Annotated in this window: 17 protein-coding genes and 1 pseudogene; 11 read left to right on the top strand and 7 right to left on the bottom strand. The window is 58.8% G+C overall.

Features of this window, described 5'->3' with window-relative positions; genetic code table 11:
• The 6 genes and pseudogenes from L4923_RS26740 to L4923_RS26715 all read left to right on the top strand — a co-directional run.
• Positions 1-311, top strand: a pseudogene (locus L4923_RS26740) (P-type conjugative transfer protein TrbL); the annotation flags it as partial.
• Positions 308-997, top strand: a complete 690-nt coding sequence (gene trbF, locus L4923_RS26735; RefSeq protein WP_239370149.1) for a conjugal transfer protein TrbF — start codon at positions 308-310, stop codon at positions 995-997. The pseudogene L4923_RS26740 and the gene trbF, both read left to right, overlap by 4 nt.
• Complete coding sequence (gene trbG / locus L4923_RS26730; protein WP_239370148.1) at positions 994-2,001, top strand: P-type conjugative transfer protein TrbG; 1,008 nt, start codon at positions 994-996, stop codon at positions 1,999-2,001. Before trbF ends, trbG begins: the two co-directional genes overlap by 4 nt.
• A 29-nt stretch (positions 2,002-2,030) precedes the next feature.
• Positions 2,031-3,152, top strand: a complete 1,122-nt coding sequence (locus L4923_RS26725; RefSeq protein ID WP_275448602.1) for a TraB/TrbI/VirB10 family type IV secretion system protein — start codon at positions 2,031-2,033, stop codon at positions 3,150-3,152.
• A 2-nt stretch (positions 3,153-3,154) separates the two neighbouring features.
• Positions 3,155-3,316, top strand: coding sequence for a DUF2274 domain-containing protein (locus L4923_RS26720; protein ID WP_425531017.1), 162 nt, complete (start codon positions 3,155-3,157; stop codon positions 3,314-3,316).
• Positions 3,304-3,591, top strand: a complete 288-nt coding sequence (locus tag L4923_RS26715) for a DUF2274 domain-containing protein (RefSeq protein ID WP_239370146.1) — start codon at positions 3,304-3,306, stop codon at positions 3,589-3,591. Before L4923_RS26720 ends, L4923_RS26715 begins: the two co-directional genes overlap by 13 nt.
• 398 nt (positions 3,592-3,989) lie before the next feature.
• On the opposite strand, the gene L4923_RS26710 is transcribed toward L4923_RS26715, so the two are convergent.
• A complete protein-coding gene (locus L4923_RS26710; RefSeq protein ID WP_343304259.1) occupies positions 3,990-4,907 on the bottom strand; it encodes a LysR family transcriptional regulator in 918 nt (305 codons plus the stop codon).
• A 194-nt stretch (positions 4,908-5,101) separates the two neighbouring features.
• Positions 5,102-6,100: a class I SAM-dependent methyltransferase gene (locus L4923_RS26705; protein ID WP_239370144.1), complete on the bottom strand. Its 999-nt coding sequence runs from the start codon at positions 6,098-6,100 to the stop codon at positions 5,102-5,104.
• Between the two features lie 425 nt (positions 6,101-6,525).
• Between L4923_RS26705 and L4923_RS26700 the strand changes: the two genes are divergently transcribed.
• Together L4923_RS26700 and L4923_RS26695 are read left to right on the top strand one after the other, a co-directional pair.
• On the top strand, positions 6,526-7,266 hold the full coding sequence (locus tag L4923_RS26700; protein WP_239370143.1) for a helix-turn-helix transcriptional regulator: 741 nt from the start codon (positions 6,526-6,528) through the stop codon (positions 7,264-7,266).
• A gap of 1,139 nt (positions 7,267-8,405) precedes the next feature.
• The gene (locus L4923_RS26695; protein WP_239370142.1) at positions 8,406-9,941 is read left to right on the top strand and encodes a hypothetical protein; all 1,536 of its coding nucleotides are present in this window, start codon (positions 8,406-8,408) and stop codon (positions 9,939-9,941) included.
• Between the two features lie 126 nt (positions 9,942-10,067).
• Here the strand turns inward: L4923_RS26695 and L4923_RS26690 are convergent, their stop codons facing one another.
• On the bottom strand, positions 10,068-10,670 hold the full coding sequence (locus tag L4923_RS26690; RefSeq protein WP_239370141.1) for a GNAT family N-acetyltransferase: 603 nt from the start codon (positions 10,668-10,670) through the stop codon (positions 10,068-10,070).
• Positions 10,671-10,906: 236 nt separating this feature from the next.
• A complete protein-coding gene (locus L4923_RS31245) occupies positions 10,907-11,539 on the bottom strand; it encodes a hypothetical protein (protein WP_425531018.1) in 633 nt (210 codons plus the stop codon).
• A 517-nt stretch (positions 11,540-12,056) separates the two neighbouring features.
• Here L4923_RS31245 and L4923_RS26685 point away from each other — a divergent pair.
• Positions 12,057-12,761 (top strand): hypothetical protein, encoded by a 705-nt coding sequence (locus L4923_RS26685; protein WP_239370140.1) that lies wholly within the window; start codon positions 12,057-12,059, stop codon positions 12,759-12,761.
• Positions 12,762-12,998: 237 nt separating this feature from the next.
• Here L4923_RS26685 and L4923_RS26680 read toward each other — a convergent pair whose 3' ends face one another.
• Both L4923_RS26680 and L4923_RS26675 read right to left on the bottom strand, forming a co-directional pair.
• Positions 12,999-13,616, bottom strand: a complete 618-nt coding sequence (locus L4923_RS26680) for a Pr6Pr family membrane protein (RefSeq protein WP_239370139.1) — start codon at positions 13,614-13,616, stop codon at positions 12,999-13,001.
• Between the two features lie 356 nt (positions 13,617-13,972).
• Positions 13,973-14,254 carry a helix-turn-helix domain-containing protein gene (locus tag L4923_RS26675; protein WP_239370138.1) on the bottom strand — a complete coding sequence of 94 codons (282 nt, stop codon included), beginning with the start codon at positions 14,252-14,254 and terminating at the stop codon, positions 13,973-13,975.
• A 143-nt stretch (positions 14,255-14,397) separates the two neighbouring features.
• Between L4923_RS26675 and L4923_RS26670 the strand changes: the two genes are divergently transcribed.
• Together L4923_RS26670 and L4923_RS26665 are read left to right on the top strand one after the other, a co-directional pair.
• Positions 14,398-14,958 (top strand): hypothetical protein, encoded by a 561-nt coding sequence (locus tag L4923_RS26670; RefSeq protein WP_239370137.1) that lies wholly within the window; start codon positions 14,398-14,400, stop codon positions 14,956-14,958.
• A 541-nt stretch (positions 14,959-15,499) separates the two neighbouring features.
• The gene (locus L4923_RS26665) at positions 15,500-15,994 is read left to right on the top strand and encodes an XRE family transcriptional regulator (protein ID WP_239370136.1); all 495 of its coding nucleotides are present in this window, start codon (positions 15,500-15,502) and stop codon (positions 15,992-15,994) included.
• A gap of 222 nt (positions 15,995-16,216) precedes the next feature.
• Here L4923_RS26665 and L4923_RS26660 read toward each other — a convergent pair whose 3' ends face one another.
• Positions 16,217-16,807: a hypothetical protein gene (locus tag L4923_RS26660; protein ID WP_239370135.1), complete on the bottom strand. Its 591-nt coding sequence runs from the start codon at positions 16,805-16,807 to the stop codon at positions 16,217-16,219.
• Between the last annotated feature and the right edge of the window lie 73 nt (positions 16,808-16,880).

Here is a 16,880-nt window from a genome sequence, read left to right as displayed (position 1 = left end):
CTGCCGGATCAGCCGCCGTGTCGCCTTTGCGACGGGCGGCCGCCAGCGTCCAGTCGCGCTACGCCGAAGGCGTCAAAGGCGGGTTCAGCGTCACCGGCGGCACGTCCACCCAGGGAACCGTTGGATCTGGAAGCGTTGCCGCGGCCGCCTCCTCCTCGCCCACGGCCGGCTCACCGCCCGCCTGGGCCGAGCGCATGCGAGGCAGGGGACATACAGGCCATGCGGTCCAGGCAACCGCGCATGCCGTCCGCTCCGGCGACAGCCACGGCTCCGGCGCCTCCGTCAATCTCTCCGAAAGTGACAAGTCATGAACCTCTTCAAGCGACCCGCCGCCCATTTCGGCAAAACCCCGCAACCCGAAACGCCGTATCAGAGGGCCGAACAGGTCTGGGACGAGCGCATAGGCTCGGCGCGCGTGCAGGCGAGGAACTGGCGCTATATGGCCTTTGGATCGCTGGTCCTGTCGGCCGGCTTCGCCGCGGCCCTTGCCTGGCAATCGGTGCAAGGAACCGTCGTTCCGTGGATTGTCCAGGTGGACAAGCTTGGTCAGGCACAGGCGGTCGAGCCAGCGTCTGCCGACTATAGGCCGACCGATCCCCAGGTCGCGTGGCATCTGGCACGCTTCATCGAGCAGGTCAGGAGCATTCCGGCCGATCCCGTCATCGTCCGCCAGAACTGGTTGCGCGGCTATGAGTGGACGACGGATCGGGGTGCTGCGGCGCTCAACGACTATGCCCGCTCGAACGACCCCTTCACCAAGGTCGGCAAGCAACAGGTCGCCGTCGAGGTCTCCAGTGTCATTCGCGCGTCGGCCGACAGCTTCCGCGTCGCCTGGACGGAACGGCACTACGAGAACGGCCAGCTTTCCACGACCGAGCGCTGGACCGCGATCCTGACCATCGTCATCCAGCCGCCGCGCGACGCCGACCGGCTCAAGGCGAATCCGCTCGGCATCTACGTCAACGCCATCAACTGGTCGCGGGAGATGAGCCAATGAATCGACCGAGGATCCGCACAGACGGAGAGCCTTTCCGTATCGCCGTCACTCCGGGGTTCCGTAAATCCGTCATTCCGGTTCTGCTGCTTTCCGGGATTGCGCTCGTCGGCTGCGCCACGCCACAGAAGCCGCCGGAAATCACTTACGATCGCAACGTACCACCGCTGCCGGCCCTGCCCGCGTCCGTCACCGACGATCGGCCGAAGCCGCTGCACATCCCCCCGGCCTGGAGACCGGCGAAAGGTGGCACGGCCGCCAACACGCCGGTCGAGCGCGTCGAGAGCGCCAATGCCGCCGCGCGTGTCCAGCCACGCCGCGAAGGCTACTACAACGCCATCCAGATCTATCCTTGGTCGGAAGGTGCGCTCTATCAAGTCTATGCCGCGCCAGGTCAGATCACCGACGTCGCGCTTGAGCCGGGGGAAAGCCTGACCGGCGCGGGACCGATCGCGGCGGGAGACACGGCACGGTGGATCATCGGCGATACGGAATCCGGTTCCGGTGTCACCCGTCGAGTGCATGTACTGGTGAAGCCGTCGCGGCCGGACATCACCACCAATGTGGTCATCACCACCGATCGGCGCACCTACATGCTCGAACTGCGCTCCGGCCCAAAACCCTACATGCCAGCCGTAGCCTGGGCCTATTCACGCTCGGTGGCCGCGAACGGACACGGCGTGCCGGCCACGCCGATCATCCCCGTCGTCGCCGCACGGAACTATCGCTATGGCCTGACTGGCGACAATCCCCCCTGGAAACCGGTCTCCGTCTGTGACGACGGCAGGCGCGTCTATGTCGAGTTCCCGCGCGGCATCGTCCAAGGTGAGATGCCGCCGATCTTTGTCATCGGCCCGGAAGGCGAAGCGCAGATCGCCAACACCCGAATCTATCGCAACATGCTGATCGTCGATCGCCTCTTCGGCGCCGCCGAGCTGCGCCTTGGCAGCGGCAAGCACCAGCAGACTGTCAGGATCGTGCGCACGGATGGGAGGCCAGCGTCGTGAGCGAGAACCAAACCAACACTGCCGCCCCCATGCGGCTTCGCGCCGAGCCGCCGCGCGTCACCCGCCTGTCGCGCAAGGTGCTGGCGGGCATTGCTGTAGTTGGAAGCCTCGGCATCGGCGGCGCATTGATTTATGCGCTCCAGACCCGGACGTCCGGCGATGGCGGCAACGAACCTTATTCCACCAACAATCGCCAGCCCGCCGATGGTCTTGCCGGCCTGCCGCGCGACTATACGGGGCCGGTGCTCGGTCCACCGCTGCCCGGCGATCTCGGCCGGCCGATCCTCGACGCGCAGAACAAGGGGCAGCCTGTCGTTCCCCATACCATCACAACGCCCACGGTCGACGAAGCCGAGCAGCGCCGGCGAGCCGAGGAAGAGGCCGCACGAACAAGCAAGGTGTTCTTCCAGACGCAACCGGGCGCTGCGACTACGGCCGGAACGCCGGGCGGCGCGACCATCCCGAATCTTGCTGGCCTCGACCAGACGGGGCAGGCCGGCCAGCAGACCGCGCAGGACAAGCATCTCGCCTTCCTCAACGCCGCCGTTGATCGCCGCTCCACGTCATCTGATCGCGTCACGCCGCCGGCATCGCCCTTCGTCCTCCAGGCAGGCGCTGTCATTCCCGCGGCGCTCATCACCGGCATCCGCTCCGATCTGCCTGGGCAGATCGTCGCTCAAGTTACGGAGAATATCTACGACAGCCCCACTGGTCGTATCTTGCTCGTCCCGCAGGGCACGCGGGTCATCGGCCAGTACGACAACAATGTGCGGTTCGGGCAGCGGCGCGCGCTGCTCGTCTGGAATCGGCTCATTTTGCCGAATGGCCGTTCCATTGTGCTGGAACGCCAGCCAGGCACCGATACGGAGGGCTACGCCGGACTTGAGGACGGCGTCGACTACCACTGGTGGGATCTGGTAAAGGCCGCGGGTCTGTCCACGCTGCTTGCCGTCGGCACCCAACTCGCGACGAACGACGAGGACCGTCTGATCCGAGCCATCCGCGACGGCACACAGGACACCATCAATCAGGCGGGACAGCAGATCATCCAGCGGCAGTTGCAAGTGGCCCCGACGCTGACTATCCGGCCCGGCTTCCCCATCCGGGTCATCGTGACGCGCGATCTCCTTCTCGAACCGTATGGAGGTTAACGATGGTCAAACTGAAGCTCAGTCTGATCGCCGACGACAAGCCTGTAAAGGTGACGGTCGAACTGCCGGCTGCGCTGCACCGTCGTGTGGCGACCTATGCCGATTATCTGAACAGCCAACATGTCTCTGTCTCGGCAGCAGGAGGTGAACCATGCCGGACCTGAGGCTCGGTCGGTTGCCGAAAGTTGGCGTCGTCCGCATGACCATCATCCTGCCGGAACCGCTCAAGGAGGAACTCGACCAGTATGCGGCTGAACACGGCCGGCTGTACGAGCCTGTGGACACCGCAGCGCTGATCCCGCACATGCTGGAAGCCTTCGTACGTTCGGATCGCGGCTGGCGCAGCCGCAAGACGAAGGCCGGCCGGTCCCGTCAGCCAGTTACGTCGCAAGCCAGCAGTACGATGCGGAGCGGTGCCGAAGGCGACGGCTCCGCCTGAAGCCGTCCTCGTGGTGAAAACCTAACCCTTGGAATCTAAGCGGAGTACCGGCTCCAACCCCTTTCGGACCTCTGTTTGAGAAAGTTCTGGCGGAAGCAACGACCCGTTGGCGACCTTCGGTTCGTCACGCTGCAAGGTCCGCACAGGATCGGAAGCGCTCGACTGGTCTGCACGGCAAAGACAGCTCCCGCGGCTCATGGTGCTCAAGCGGCGTGGCTTCCGATGCGCACGCCTCCGATCGGCGCCTTGATCCGTATCCGCTTGCCCAGGCTGAGGGCATCGTTAAAAAGTACGTTCTCTCTGCCAGAGAGACAACGGCGGTGTGCTTTATTCTGGCTACCTTCAGAGCAGATCTGTCGCCTGCAAGGAGCGGCCTGGCTCGCATCTTCTGCAAGGCTTCACACTTTATTCGCGATATTCCAGGCATCACCCCGTGAACCTGAAACAGCCAGTTTCCTTGCAAGGCCAAGGAACCTCAAAAGCGCACGCTTGGGATTGGAGTCCAGCCACACGGCTGTAATTGAACTGACACTGTTCTTGCCCCTCAAGGGCTTCCATGTCGTGAGGTCTGCGGACACCGATTTGGCAAAACCTTCCTCAGCCAAGATCACCCCCTGGCCAAGTTGCACCTTGAGGATTGCTGTAGCCTCGCTGGCGGTGCAGATTTGAGCGGGCCGACTTTGCTCAACCGGGGGCGCACCTAGCGTCGATTGGTTCGAAATCGACGGCACGAAGACACGCTCGTTTGCAAGATCTGCCAAGCTGACAGCGCTCATCCGAGCAAGCGGATGACGAACGGGCAAGAGGACAAACAGCCGTACCCGACCAAACGCCTCAATAGCGCAGGAAGTGGCCACGTGACCGTTTGTGAAGACAATGTCGAGTTGTCGGCGGCGTATCGCTGACAGGCCCTGTTCATAGGAAATGTCCTCGATGATGACATCGACTTTCGAATGCAACTCGCCGAAACGACGGATAAGGCGTGCCAGGAAAGCGCGGCCGGCCAGCGCGGACAATCCGAGCCTCAGCGTGTTCGCATCGCGTCGGCCTCGGCCGCCCGAGACAAGGGCTTCATTCAGGCCCTCATAATGGGTGCGCGCGGCGCCGACCCAAGTTTGGCCCGCTTCCGTCAATCGGACGCCATAGGCGCTGCGGTCGAACAGTTGCATGTTTAGATATTGCTCAAGCGCAACGATGTTGCGGCTCACGCTGGATTCTCGGACGCCAAGCATCCTGGCCGCCTGTCGGAGGCTGCCATGGTCAACGGCCGCGAATACATAGTCCAGGCGGCGCAGTGCGCTATTGGTGTGTCTCACAGTTCATGCCCCTCGACGGACACTGCCTGGTTGGGCACGTTATCGGACAGATTGCTGGATCGCGCCTATGCCCAAGGTGATCCTGCTGGAGGCGAAGAAGCTCCCCATTCGACCTGGCTCAAACTGCAACCTCCGCCCCGATTGGCCGGAAACGCTGATGCCTCGCCATCACGTTCGCAGTGTGCGTTCCCCATCTATCGCAGCTGCTCGGTGGCAACGTCGTCGGAGGGATCGCGAGGCAGGCTGGAATCGTAGACATATTCGTACGGGATGGCCGGCTCTTCCATCTGAGAGAGGTAAAGGCTGAGGTGTTCTTTGGCGTTGCTCGCCGCAAGGCTGTAGAAATTGCCGCTGTTCCATGTCATCGCGCAATATCTGAACTGCGCGCGAATTGCCTCTGACATGTCTGTCAGCGTCACCTCATTGTTGAACATGGTTCCCAAGACATCAGCCTTTTTCCTTTCGATTTCGTCCTGTTTGAAGTAGCGTGCCTTGAAGCCGAAGTCCTTCTGGCGTTCGCGCCGCCGGTATTCATCCTCGTCGCACGTGCGGAACTTTTCCACGAAAACGAAGATGCCGTCTTTCTTGAGGTGCTGCGCGACATACTCGATCTGCTTCGTCCTGTTCGGCGAGTACATCTGGAACGTGGTGTCTTCCAAAATGAAATCGAATCCGCACGCGAATTTCGCCAACCGGGGACTCGTGTTCAGGACGTCCTTGGTCAATCTATGGAACGGGCCGACGAAAAACTCTGCGTGGAGCGGCTCGCCATACCCGAGGAAGCATTGGTAGTTTTCGGGATTCGGACTGCACGACAAGGTGTGGATTTGACCGTCCGACAGCTCGGAGAGGGTTCGCGCCATCGTGCCTTCAGCCGTTCCTAAGCTGTACAGCGACAGGCAAGCACCGCGCTGCCTCGCGTAATTCACGACCGCGTGCGTCATGCGGCATTCTTCTTCAAGCCGGTAGGGAATACTGCCGTGATAGTGCTGGTCGAAGTGCCCCTGTCGCGAAGCGTGAAGCGCGACCACGTCACGCAGGAGGTCTCCATCGGGAAGAAGGCGGGCATCGGCGACGGGTTTGCGGATTGGCATTCCGCTCTTGCCAGCGGCGGTTGCGGCAAAGAATCCGCTGAGTTCGTTGATCCGCGGGCCGAGATCGCACTCCGCCAGGAAATCGTCCAGACCTCGCATTGCAACTTGCCTCCCACAGTGGGCAGAACGGTGAGACGCCACGACTTACCCGGGGAAGTTTCGCCAAGGTCAGGCTGGCTGGGTATTTCGTCCGGGTCGAGTATAGGCTGTGGTTGCTGGTAGACCCCGAGGACTGAAACGGCTTTCCTTCTATTGCTCTGTTTTCATAAAAGTCACATCTTCCACCAACTCTGAGTTACTTTTGATTTGTCGGGTAACTCAAGGTTCTTCAAAAAAACGGGGATTTAGGCTGCTACGCAAGTAGGAGATTGTTTCTTGTGGGAGAAATAGTTTGCCTCGACCCGAATTGCATTCGGCGATCCAGACATCAGACTTTTGTCCACCAGCATCAGAACTGGGGACCGATCCGGGCGGACCTGATCAAACGAACGGGCCTGGAACGTCAGGAGACCAGGATCGTCTGTTTGGGGCATGTCTTCATCATCAACTTGAGAGGGGCGGCATCGAAAGGGGAAGATTTCGTCGACGGGCGCCGTATCTCGTTTTCGCCACGTCGTGCTGGCTCACTTATCTATATCCCCGCGAGCAGCGAGTGGACGGGTTGGGATGAAGGCGACGCGACCGGATCCTATCTCCTCGTCTCGGTCGATCAAGGTTTCATTCAGGACGGGTTCGAAGACAGGTTGCGCCACCGCTTACCGCATCTCAGGCCTTCGATCGGGTTTCGCGACAGTGCGACGGAAATGGCGTTGCAACGGATGGCTGCAGAAATCATGCAGCCCGATCCCCTCAGTGTGATGATGGCTGAAAGCCAGGCAATGCAATTGCTCGTTCAGATGACGCGGCTGAATGGCGTGCCTAATGAGACCGCAAAGGGCGGGTTATCGTCATTCGACCTCAGGCATACGGTGGAGATGATCGAAACATCCGCCAAGGCTCCGACCTTGCCCGATCTGGCGAACGAGGTAGGGCTCAGCCGCTTCCATTACTGGCGGGCGTTCAAGCAGTCGATGGGCGTGACACCATATGCATTCATGGCAAGGCGCCGGCTGGAGAAATCCTCTGAAATGCTGCTTACGACCACGCTGTCCGCGACCGAGATCGCGATGGCGTGCAACTTCTCAAGCTCGAGCCATTTCTCCACGGCGTTCAAGCAAGCCTTCGGCGTTACCCCGACGGAATATCGCCGCCTGTACCGCTTTTAGCTTCCTGCGGCCTTGGTTCGCAGCAACTATCGGCAAATCAAACGAGATTCTGGAAGCGGAGCACCCGCGAACATCGGATCATGATCAGGGCCACGGCAGGTAGGCCAGAGATGACAATTGTGGGCCGCGAATCGAAGGGCAATGGGAACGTCGGTTCCGTCTTTGGGCCAATCGCGCTTCGCGTTCCTGGCGAACGCTCTGTCAGTCGCTTTTGCCCGAAACGGCTGCTATCTGGCGGTCGCCTGGATCTAGCCGGGCGGGGCTACGGCAGTGCCGGCGTTACAACTTTCCGTGCCGTCGTCGGCGGCGTTGAATCTTTGGCCAGTCTCGTTGCTGGGGACCGATCTCGGAGGTTTCGGTATCGCCTTCGCCAGCCGGCGCCCTGCATTACAAGGACACGCTTCTGTCGATGTGCTTGGCCGCAGCTGTGTTCTCTTTATGCGGGCGCATCGCGCTCACCGCCCATCAGTCGATAATCCCCGCGTTAGGAGTGGGCCACGACCCCGTGTCATGGAATTCAACCGTGTTTCGCCATGCAATTCGGCAATCTCGGTGCGGCGTTGCCCGCAGGGGCGTTTCTGGGCGGATTCGCGACAACACTGCCGTTCACCGCACTCGGGGCGTTCTTCTTGCTTTCGGTGGCTTCCACCTCTTGATGAAGTGGAAGGCATCGCCGCGCCCTCTCCGCGTGAAGGCAGTCGCGCTGCGCGACCGATCCGCACTTTTTCATTTCATTGTCGTCTATGCACCCTTCTATGCCAGCGGGTTGCTTGTCAGCGTGATGGCATCGAGTTTCGTTTTTATGGAGCGACATGGGGCCGCTGAGGACTTCGGCTGTCTCAGACTTTCTTGGTCAGCAGGCTCGCTGGTTGGTGCGGTCGCATTCGTGCGGGTCCAACGACTTTTGAGCCGGCATAACCGACACCTGATCCTTCCGGATTCGACCGCACTTGCCCTCATGGCGTTGCCAAACTTTCGTGATGCCTGGACGACGGTGCTTTTTGCGCCTCTCGGATTCCTCTATAATCTCGAACGTGTCAACGTCGAGGTTACGCTGCAACCGCGCGTGGCCCGCGGTTCGCTTGGGCGGGCAAAAGGGCGCATGCGCAGTGTAGCGGCCATGCTGGGGTTTGCAGTCTTTGCGGCCGCCGCTGTTGTTGGGTATCGGGTTTTCCCCTCGACGGTTTTGTTCAGCTTCGCGGCGGTGCTTCTCATCGCAATTTCCGCATTGGTCATCGGCAACGGCCAGCCGCAAGAGAAGGGCAAATCGTGAGGTGGGTACTCTGGCATCCGAGCCGGACGGAAAAGCGGCAGCCCTGGGGTCGCTGGCGGCGCTATACCCTTGGATGAGGCCTTTTCATGCTCGCCCAGTCTGCGACTATGCCTCCCGTCTCTTCGATCCGCCAGCTTCCAGAACTCAGCCGGAGTTTCGAATCCAAGCTTTGCACAAGCTGCTTGCCCTCATTCGCAAGGCGGCAATCCGCAATGGGATTCCTGACGGAACCGCGGGGGAGATGTGCAGGGACTTCGAACAGCGCCGGGTGCTGCAGACCGGTCCGCATCTTCTCCTCATCCCGGAACCGGAGGCCTTCTACACGCATATTTTCAGCTTGCTTGGCTTATCGTCGCATGGCTGCTCCTCCTATGTCTCCTACGCTGTCTCGACGGTCAGCCTTGTTGAAAGGGCGCGCAAGGGACCAGGGTGGCTGAGTATCGGCGGAAAGGCGATCAATGTCTTCGGCCTCAGCCGAAGCCGGATGATCGGATATGGCCTTTTGACCGGGCTTGGGCCTTATCAGTTCGACCTTATGCCTGCCGGTGCGGACGGCCAGAGCGAAGCGCTCCAGGAACTCCGCGACCTTCTTCCCACGGCACAGTTCGAAAGACCCGCGCATGCGATCAAGGCGGCCAACCAGGTGCTCTGGCCGGCGATGTTCTGCAAGCGTTGCACCTTCCTCCAACTCGACGATGAAGACATTGCCGACCTGGTCGCGGATCATCTGGCGGACGACGCGTCCTGGTTGCGCACACGGCTGCTGGAAAACCAGAAGGTCGCATCGGGCCTCGTTGAAGGGATCGACCATCTGGCAACGGGTCCCTGGGCAGGCTGGCTCGCCCGCGGGACCGATTTCTTTTGGTCTTATGAAAATGGCAAGCGGGTGCCGCTCCGGCTTGAGGGACGGAAGTTGGTTCGCCACCCAACTGGTGCGAAAGTGGTGCGCTTTACGGCGTCCGAAATAGCGGCCCGGTTGTTAGACCGCAGCCTTATCCCAAACATGCTCCTGGCGTTTCTCGTGCTGGCGATGCTGCCGGGCGTGCGTGTTCTTGGCGGCGTCCGTCAGCCGATCTATTATCCGCTGATGCGCTATATCGTATGCCGTGCGGTAGAGATTGCTGGTATCGATCACGATCTTCGACATGCCTTGGCGGTGGACGATCTTCCCGGAGCCTGGGGCCATCGGGTCATTGAAGGCAGCCGGCACCCGTTCGATCTGCTTACCGAGGCCGGCTCATCCGGCATTTCCGATATGATCGACGTCCTCGCGCAGGTTACTCTGACCGAAGCATGTGGAAACATGGCTGGCTTCGTATCTGACCCTGCCTGGTCCGAGCTTCGCAAGCGGATAGAGGCTAAGGCGGTCTCCGTCACCGATCCGGAGTGGGCGTTTACGTGAGGTCCTAAGAAACGTTTCGAGCCGATCCAAAAGAGGCGGTGGAACGCCACCCGCAAGCGGACACGCGCGACAGGCGACCGAGGACAGGCGGAATGTTCGGCGACCTTCGGCGCCAGCGGCATAGTCTTACAGGAATTGGCCGACCGGCAGGTTGAGATCGATTGTCGCGTTGGTCAGCGTCGATGCTGCCGCCAACGCTTTCAATGAGAACAACCGCATCAGCACGACTTTGCCGAGCGCATCGCTACGCAATGCCCCTGGGTGCCGGCTGCCGATCAACACGACATTGGGCGCAATTGGCCAACAGCCTGCCTGCGCGTAGAAACGAACCAGCGGCGGATCGCAGGTGAAGACACCGATATCCAAGGAGCTGCGCTCCAGACAGCGCGTGGCCGCGGAAACCACTCTTAGCCCCAGTCCTTGCCTCTGGCGACCCGGATCGGTCATAACGCAACTCAGCCCGGCGATGTTGAAAGTGTCGCCAGCATATTCGATGGTTTTCTTGGCTATGGCGGCATAGCTGACCACCTGGCTATCTTCGCGGATATAGAACGAAAATGCGTCGAAGGCGGGGTCGTGCAGCGGAACGGTCGCAGCGTCTTCGTCTCCTCCGCCTAGAGGATAAACACGGCATTGCAGCGATGCGAATTCGTGTCGCAACGCCGCAGAGGCCCAACTGTATCCGATCGCCTCGACAATTCCGGTCTCCGATAGTGCCAAATCTGTCATCGGGTTGGTCTTGCTCCTTCTCGAGGCAGATTAACGGATTGCGTGGGGCAATTCGCCCGCACACTATACCTAGCCGTGCATCTCTTCGTCGCTCAAGCATGCATTCTGCTGCTCGATGACCGCGAGTTGCTTCGTTACGACATGGGGGACGTCTACGGCCCATGATGTTGTGAAGGAGCTTAGGCCTCCAGTGCGTCAACTAAAGCGTGCAGGGGAGCGTAATATTAATGTGCACATCATGGTGTGTAGGGCGAGCAGGCGAGGCGTAGACCGTTGAGTGCCGTGTCGTCGCTGCTGCCTTGGTGCGGCTCGACGCGCGTCACAAATCCGCTCACTGCATAACCGATTGGGCACAAAAAGATCGATGTCCAATCTCCCCATTGCGCCGCTGGTTCCAGCCTCAGTTCCCCGCCAAGGCGACAAAACAGTCTGACGTTGCCGGCCGCGGTATCGTCCCACGAGTGTCGGTAGGGCTCGAGCCTCATTCTGAAGCCGAAAACCGGGCCCTGACTCTCGCTGCAGAAAGACGGTCCATATGTTTGGTGTCCCCATGGCGCCTCCAGACTCCTGATTTCCGAACTGGCGGACCTCGAGCAATACATCCGAATCGCATTGAGTGCCGTGTCGTCGCCTCCGCCCTGATCGCTCTCACTTTTGAGCTGAAAGCCCCATACGAACTGACCGCTGGGGCACATCGTAAAAGAACGGGGCCAGTCACCAAAAAGCCCATCCGCCTCTCCGTTAGGAGGAATCACAATTGCTGAGCTTCTGTCCAGTGGCGATGGCGGTCTATTCTGTGTACCGGAAGGAGCATCGCCTCCCACGTCGATCTTGTTTTTGGCGTTTGCAGCGCCAAGGCCGGACGGCATTTCCACCAAGATGAGAAAAGCGGCGAGCAAGCACGCGGAGCGATAGACGCGCAATCCAAGCGTAGACATGGCTTACCTCTCCAGCGCGACGATACGCTGTCAGGGAAAATCAAGACCTGGCGAGACGGCATCAATACTGCCAATCATTCGGCCTCGCCGTCAGCCCTTGGTCTCGGCTACAGGCAATCATATGCACCAAAGAATAATACCTTAGGTTGCATTTTTCGTCAAACTTGCAACTTAATATATTTCAGAGGTGCGCCTCGGCCCGAGGCGCACCTGCCAGGGAAGCAGACAGCTATGGGGTCGCCTCGGTCCTTTGCGACGTGTAGGGCGGGGGACCATGAGCTTCATGACGGCGCAGAGAGGTGGAACGATCTGTCGATAGCTCTTTGCTCGAGGGCACCATCCGGAGATGGTCCCTTTTTCACGATTCGCTTTACCAGTATTGGGAGATCATTTACGATACATATACGCTTTCTGCTTCGTTTTGGGCCGCGTTTGTGAGGTATTCGGCATGACGACCTACAAGTTGGCAAAGTATGACATCTGGTATGACGAAGATGACTCCCTTGTCTTGAAATACGATGATCGCCGGCAGGTGACGCTGTTTTGTCCCAGGGTGGGCAGCGCTTTAACCTCGAAGGGGGATTGTGTTTTCGACAAGACCGCAATCGACATCAGTGACAGCGCCTACACCCCCTCGTTCGTTGAAAGGCAAACGATGATGGTTTACATGCGCGACGGGAGGGATGAAGATATCACTGACCAGCGAATGCGGAAATCCGTGCACGGGCTTCCGATCAAGGCATCGTACCTGACCAAAGAGGACGAGTTTGACGAGCCGGATAAAATCAAACTCGTGAGTATTTTTTTGCTCGAGGGCGGGACGGAGATAGCGCCCCATGTCGACAATTCGAATTTTGTCGGACACAAGTTCAAGAGCTTCATGCTATCCGACACCCCTGCTGCCAACATTTACAAAGCTCTGGTGGAAGCTTTTGGGGGAGATGGTTTGCAGGAATGCTATATATGCGCCGGTGGTTTTGAAGATATCCCATTGACGATAACAGATTCTGCGGAATGGGGTACCGGACGCGTCGTCATCAAAGGAAGCAGGATGCGGGACTATAAGCTTCCATGTGGGAGATCGGTAAGCCCGGGGTTCAAAATAGCGGTCGTGACATCGACTGGAGCAAGAAGGTTTCGCAGCTTGGCTTGAGGGATAACGAGTATATATATTGCCAGCTTGTAAAAGCTGGAAATGGACTTGCTTCCTACCCGAAGTCCGGAAATATTCTCACGAATATCGACCTTGACCTGATGAAAGACATGGTCGTCAATTTGTTCCGGCGCATCTGATCGTCATCAGCGCCGAGACTGATCTGCCGATGCGTTGGGGCCGTGCGAGGGAACTCGACCACCTCCTGCCGCGGATAGCTGAAAGCGGATGTGCCGGTCAGCGTCGCTGCGAAAGCCATCGGTCGGCAGCTATGAAGGCTAGCCCGACGAACGAGAAGGCGGCAAGCAGCAGCCCTATGTTCGTCGCCATCTGGCCGCCACCGAGTGCTCGCGGATCGAGAAACCAATAGGCATACCATCCCTCCAAGGCTCCCCTGGCGAATGCGTAAGCACAGTAGAGGGCCGGCGGAACGACGGCCCAGACGATGTCGCGCCATCGAAGGGATCCGTGATCGGCCAAGATCCACGACAGCAAGAACAAGAGAGGCGTCGCGTCATGGAGAGCATGGTCTGCGACGGCCTGCCACCCCTCGGGGTTCCAAATCGACCGAAGTGCGATGGAGTAGACGATCCCCACCATGGCGATCGCTGTCACCGTGGCCAGCCGCACCCTTGGATCGCCAAGTGCCCTTTTCGCCCTAAAAGCCATGGCGGTTGCGACGATCGCGACCGCGCAATTGGTCAGGATCGTGAAAAACCCGAAGAACCTCCAGATCGCCTGGCCTGCCGAGGCACCGCCGGCTGTCATATGGTCGACGATCAGGCTGAACTGCAGGCCGAGCGCGGTCCATGTGACGATGGCGGTCACAGAAGCAACACCGACGCGGCCGTTCATTTTCCTCCCCCTAGGATTCTTCACAAAATGCTAACAGGAGCTTGTATCCAAGTCGGGGAAGATGGTTCAAGCGGTGACGCGGACGAGTCTTTGGCCAAAACGAAACATTCGGCTGCTCCGGTCGCCAACGAAACTACTCGCTCCCGTTCAGTGTCATCGTGTACGAAACGGCAGCGTTATGAGCAATTTGCCGCTCAGCCGGATCGGCACGGGCCTTTGGCCTCAGCGATCGATTGGAGTGGATCGAATTCCTCAATAGGAGCCCTCCGGGGCGCGACAGGGGCACAGCGAAACGCAATTGTTTGAAACGGTCTCCGTGACGAATGGCCTGCCGCGGCAGCTTGGCTCGCAGTGTTTCATATTCCATCCAGCCGACGTGCCAGGCGAACCCCGGGTCCCCCTCCATTCTCGGAAATGAATTCGATGCCCGAAGAAACCAACGCGCTTATGATCTTTGTGACGGTCCCAGGACGGCCTCCAAGAGGCCCATCCTCTGCTTCTAGACGCGCGACCGTCGGTTCTGAGACAAAGGAGCGTTTTGCTAAATCACCTTGAGACCAACCTAACAGTGCCCTAGCAGCCTTGATTTGCCGTGTGCTCACCGCAAAATCTCGATTTGATGGTTTTTCTATTGACATCGGCAAGTCAAATTAATATTTTTTCTATCAAATGTTCTGCCTGTATCGTTGCTCTGATCCAGGCCAGTGTGGCGTGTAGAGTAGCTGATCAGGTTGCATAAACACTGCAGACCTAACTTCAACCCAGCTAGGGAACTCGGAACGTGACTGATTCCGACAATAGCACGTCTATGCCTCTCGTCACGCGTAGGAAGGTATTTGTAACGGCGGCAGGTGCAATTATGGGGGCGCAGGCAAAGGCGCTTGCCCCCAGCGGATGGGAGGCGGAGCCACTCCATGATCCTGCGGTTGCGGTTTGGCGAACTTGGCAGGCACTATATGAACAAACTGAACGGCTTCTACGCAAACAGCAACGTTTGGAGAGAAAATTTGTTGAGGCGATCGGTGTTCATTGCGTCACACTGTTGCAAGATGGCGATGAGCAGGCACATTGGGATGCTGTCGACAAGGAGATTGGCTATTCTGCTACATTGCGCGCTGAGCGGGAAGCCGCTGACAGGGCCGGGGAATTGTTCCAAATTTTATCCAAAACACCCGCCTCTTCGCTGGCCGGTGTGGCAGCCAAGCTTCACGGCGTGCTTAGAGAAGGCGGATCTTCGAAAGATGATCCCGAATTTCCCTGGCCGCAGCTTCGCTCAGCTCTTAACGATATTCTTCGGCTGGCCGGCGTGCAACCCGGCAACGATTTTCAAATAAATGCGTAAGCTCCCTTTGACATCCCCCGAGGACCAAACGGCCAATATGGATGCTAAACGCAAATTCCATTTTGGTTGCATCCAGGGCGATGACCTTATTGATGAATTGCGGCCCCGGCCAAATGCGATATTTCCTGAGAAATCGAGACGAACGCGGATTGGTTTCCAAGATTGATTTATGTCCTCCTTTACTGCATCGGTAAGCGAAGCGGGGGTAGCCTCGCGGCATGTTTGGTTTCGTTGTCTACACGCAAGCTATTGATATTCAGTCATAGATGTCTGGCAAAATCTGCGATCTCTGCTACACTTTGAAACGAGGCAGTACGCGCTGTCTTGGGGCGTGCAAACCCCTGTAGCCGATTGATGCCAGTCGAATTGGCATCGAACTCTCTGACCTTTCGGGTCGGGGAGCCTGTGGCGTATGTCCAGGTTCCCCGGAACTAAAGGCCACAGGGCCGTGCTGCACGGTTTGCAACTCCCCGATCATTCGGAAGTTTGGTGAGTTTCGCGGGGGCGTACCGCGACAAACTCTCTCATCGGGGAGTGACGGATGCAGCACCGAAAAGTACTGGCGGAACTCAAACGCGCCTGTTTCTCGGGAGCCGGGGGCAAAGCTGAAACCGGCCCTCATCCGGCCGATCAGCACGTTGGCCGGCAAGTCGCGATGGTGCGCGTGCAGTCGGATGTCTCGCAAGTCCAACTGGCCCGCGCGATCGGCGTCAGCTTTCAACAGGTCCAGAAATACGAGAACGGAAAGAACCGCGTCAGCGCTTCGATGCTTTACGAGATCGCCCGATCATTGGATGTTCCTGTCAGCCGCTTTTTCGAGGGGCTGCCGAGCAACAACGAGACCCGTTGTAAGACTCTGCCGCTGCCTGTCGACGAGCGCATTGATTTCGTGGCCAGCGCGGAAGGACGGCGACTGATAGCTGGGCTGATGCAACTGCATCCGCGCGTGCGCGGTCGCGTGGCGGCTCTTATCGTTGCATTAGGAGAAGAAATGGCTCATTCGGTGGCAGAAGATGGCGACAAAATAGCCGGCTGACATGCGCGGCCAAGTCTGAGCTAACTCATGGAATTCTCCTGCGGAGCGTGATGCAACGTCAGGCCTCTCAGACTGCAATCTCCATGCCTGAAACGATTGCCTGCCAGGGCATGATTCCGATCGCTCACCAATGGCCATAGATCTTGATGGGCAACGAAGCCAAGCGGGCGTGGAGTCGACTTGGTGTGGCCGCGCAGCCAAGTTTCTCAACGCACGGACCACTCATGGCTCACGCTGCGAAGCAACCGGAGAGGCTGATCCGACATTTTCATGAGTGATTTCGGCTTCCGGATGCCCTCGCGGTGCCGCTTGTTCAAGGAGAGTGAATGAGAATGAGTCCACATAGGCCAAATCATGAATTTCAATGTCTATCCGCGCAATACCACTACCGCTGAACTCAATTGAACCCAAAGATGAACGCGAAGACGTATGGACAAACTTGCATTGACCCAAGGCTTCGCCATTCGCTGCGTAAAAATTCACGCTGGCCCTTTCCCGATCATTTACGCCGAAATGCCAAAACTTAACACTTGAACAGGGGTCTTTCAGATCGAACTGAACCAGCTGTGTCGTACGTTCTGGAGCTCCGATCAATAATTTCTTCCCCATCATTTCAGGCGGCCTATCAGCCTCGTCCCGTATCCTGATTTCCCCAGTTCCCGAAACAAGGCTTATTATCATTGTTGGGGTCGTGATACTTTGGCCCACCCCGGCGATTTGAATGGGCACCGCGTCAAAGTTCTCCGTAACGACGGTTGCCGATGGCGTTTCGTCGCCAAATGCCGTGGGCAAATCCGTGCCTTCTTCTTCCATCTGCCTACCTCTTTGGCTCAAACATCAAAGTCTCGGTTTTCTGTTTTGGCCGACCAATGCGAACGGCAACGCC

Origin of the sequence: Terribium retamae, assembly GCF_022347545.1 — a bacterium.
Classification (GTDB): domain Bacteria; phylum Pseudomonadota; class Alphaproteobacteria; order Rhizobiales; family Rhizobiaceae; genus Mesorhizobium; species Mesorhizobium retamae.
This window is presented reverse-complemented; position numbering and strand designations above follow the sequence as displayed.

Bases quoted from the DNA above. Each gene is read 5' to 3' on its own strand.
- trbF (WP_239370149.1), top strand. From the start codon at position 308: ATGAACCTCTTCAAGCGACCCGCCGCCCATTTCGGCAAAACCCCGCAA.
- trbG (WP_239370148.1), top strand. From the start codon at position 994: ATGAATCGACCGAGGATCCGCACAGACGGAGAGCCTTTCCGTATCGCC.
- L4923_RS26725 (WP_275448602.1), top strand. From the start codon at position 2,031: ATGCGGCTTCGCGCCGAGCCGCCGCGCGTCACCCGCCTGTCGCGCAAG.
- L4923_RS26720 (WP_425531017.1), top strand. From the start codon at position 3,155: ATGGTCAAACTGAAGCTCAGTCTGATCGCCGACGACAAGCCTGTAAAG.
- L4923_RS26715 (WP_239370146.1), top strand. From the start codon at position 3,304: ATGCCGGACCTGAGGCTCGGTCGGTTGCCGAAAGTTGGCGTCGTCCGC.
- L4923_RS26705 (WP_239370144.1), bottom strand. From the start codon at position 6,100: ATGCGAGGTCTGGACGATTTCCTGGCGGAGTGCGATCTCGGCCCGCGG.
- L4923_RS26690 (WP_239370141.1), bottom strand. From the start codon at position 10,670: ATGACAGATTTGGCACTATCGGAGACCGGAATTGTCGAGGCGATCGGA.
- L4923_RS31245 (WP_425531018.1), bottom strand. From the start codon at position 11,539: ATGCCGTCCGGCCTTGGCGCTGCAAACGCCAAAAACAAGATCGACGTG.
- L4923_RS26685 (WP_239370140.1), top strand. From the start codon at position 12,057: ATGACGACCTACAAGTTGGCAAAGTATGACATCTGGTATGACGAAGAT.
- L4923_RS26680 (WP_239370139.1), bottom strand. From the start codon at position 13,616: ATGAACGGCCGCGTCGGTGTTGCTTCTGTGACCGCCATCGTCACATGG.
- L4923_RS26675 (WP_239370138.1), bottom strand. From the start codon at position 14,254: ATGTCAATAGAAAAACCATCAAATCGAGATTTTGCGGTGAGCACACGG.
- L4923_RS26665 (WP_239370136.1), top strand. From the start codon at position 15,500: ATGCAGCACCGAAAAGTACTGGCGGAACTCAAACGCGCCTGTTTCTCG.
- L4923_RS26660 (WP_239370135.1), bottom strand. From the start codon at position 16,807: ATGGAAGAAGAAGGCACGGATTTGCCCACGGCATTTGGCGACGAAACG.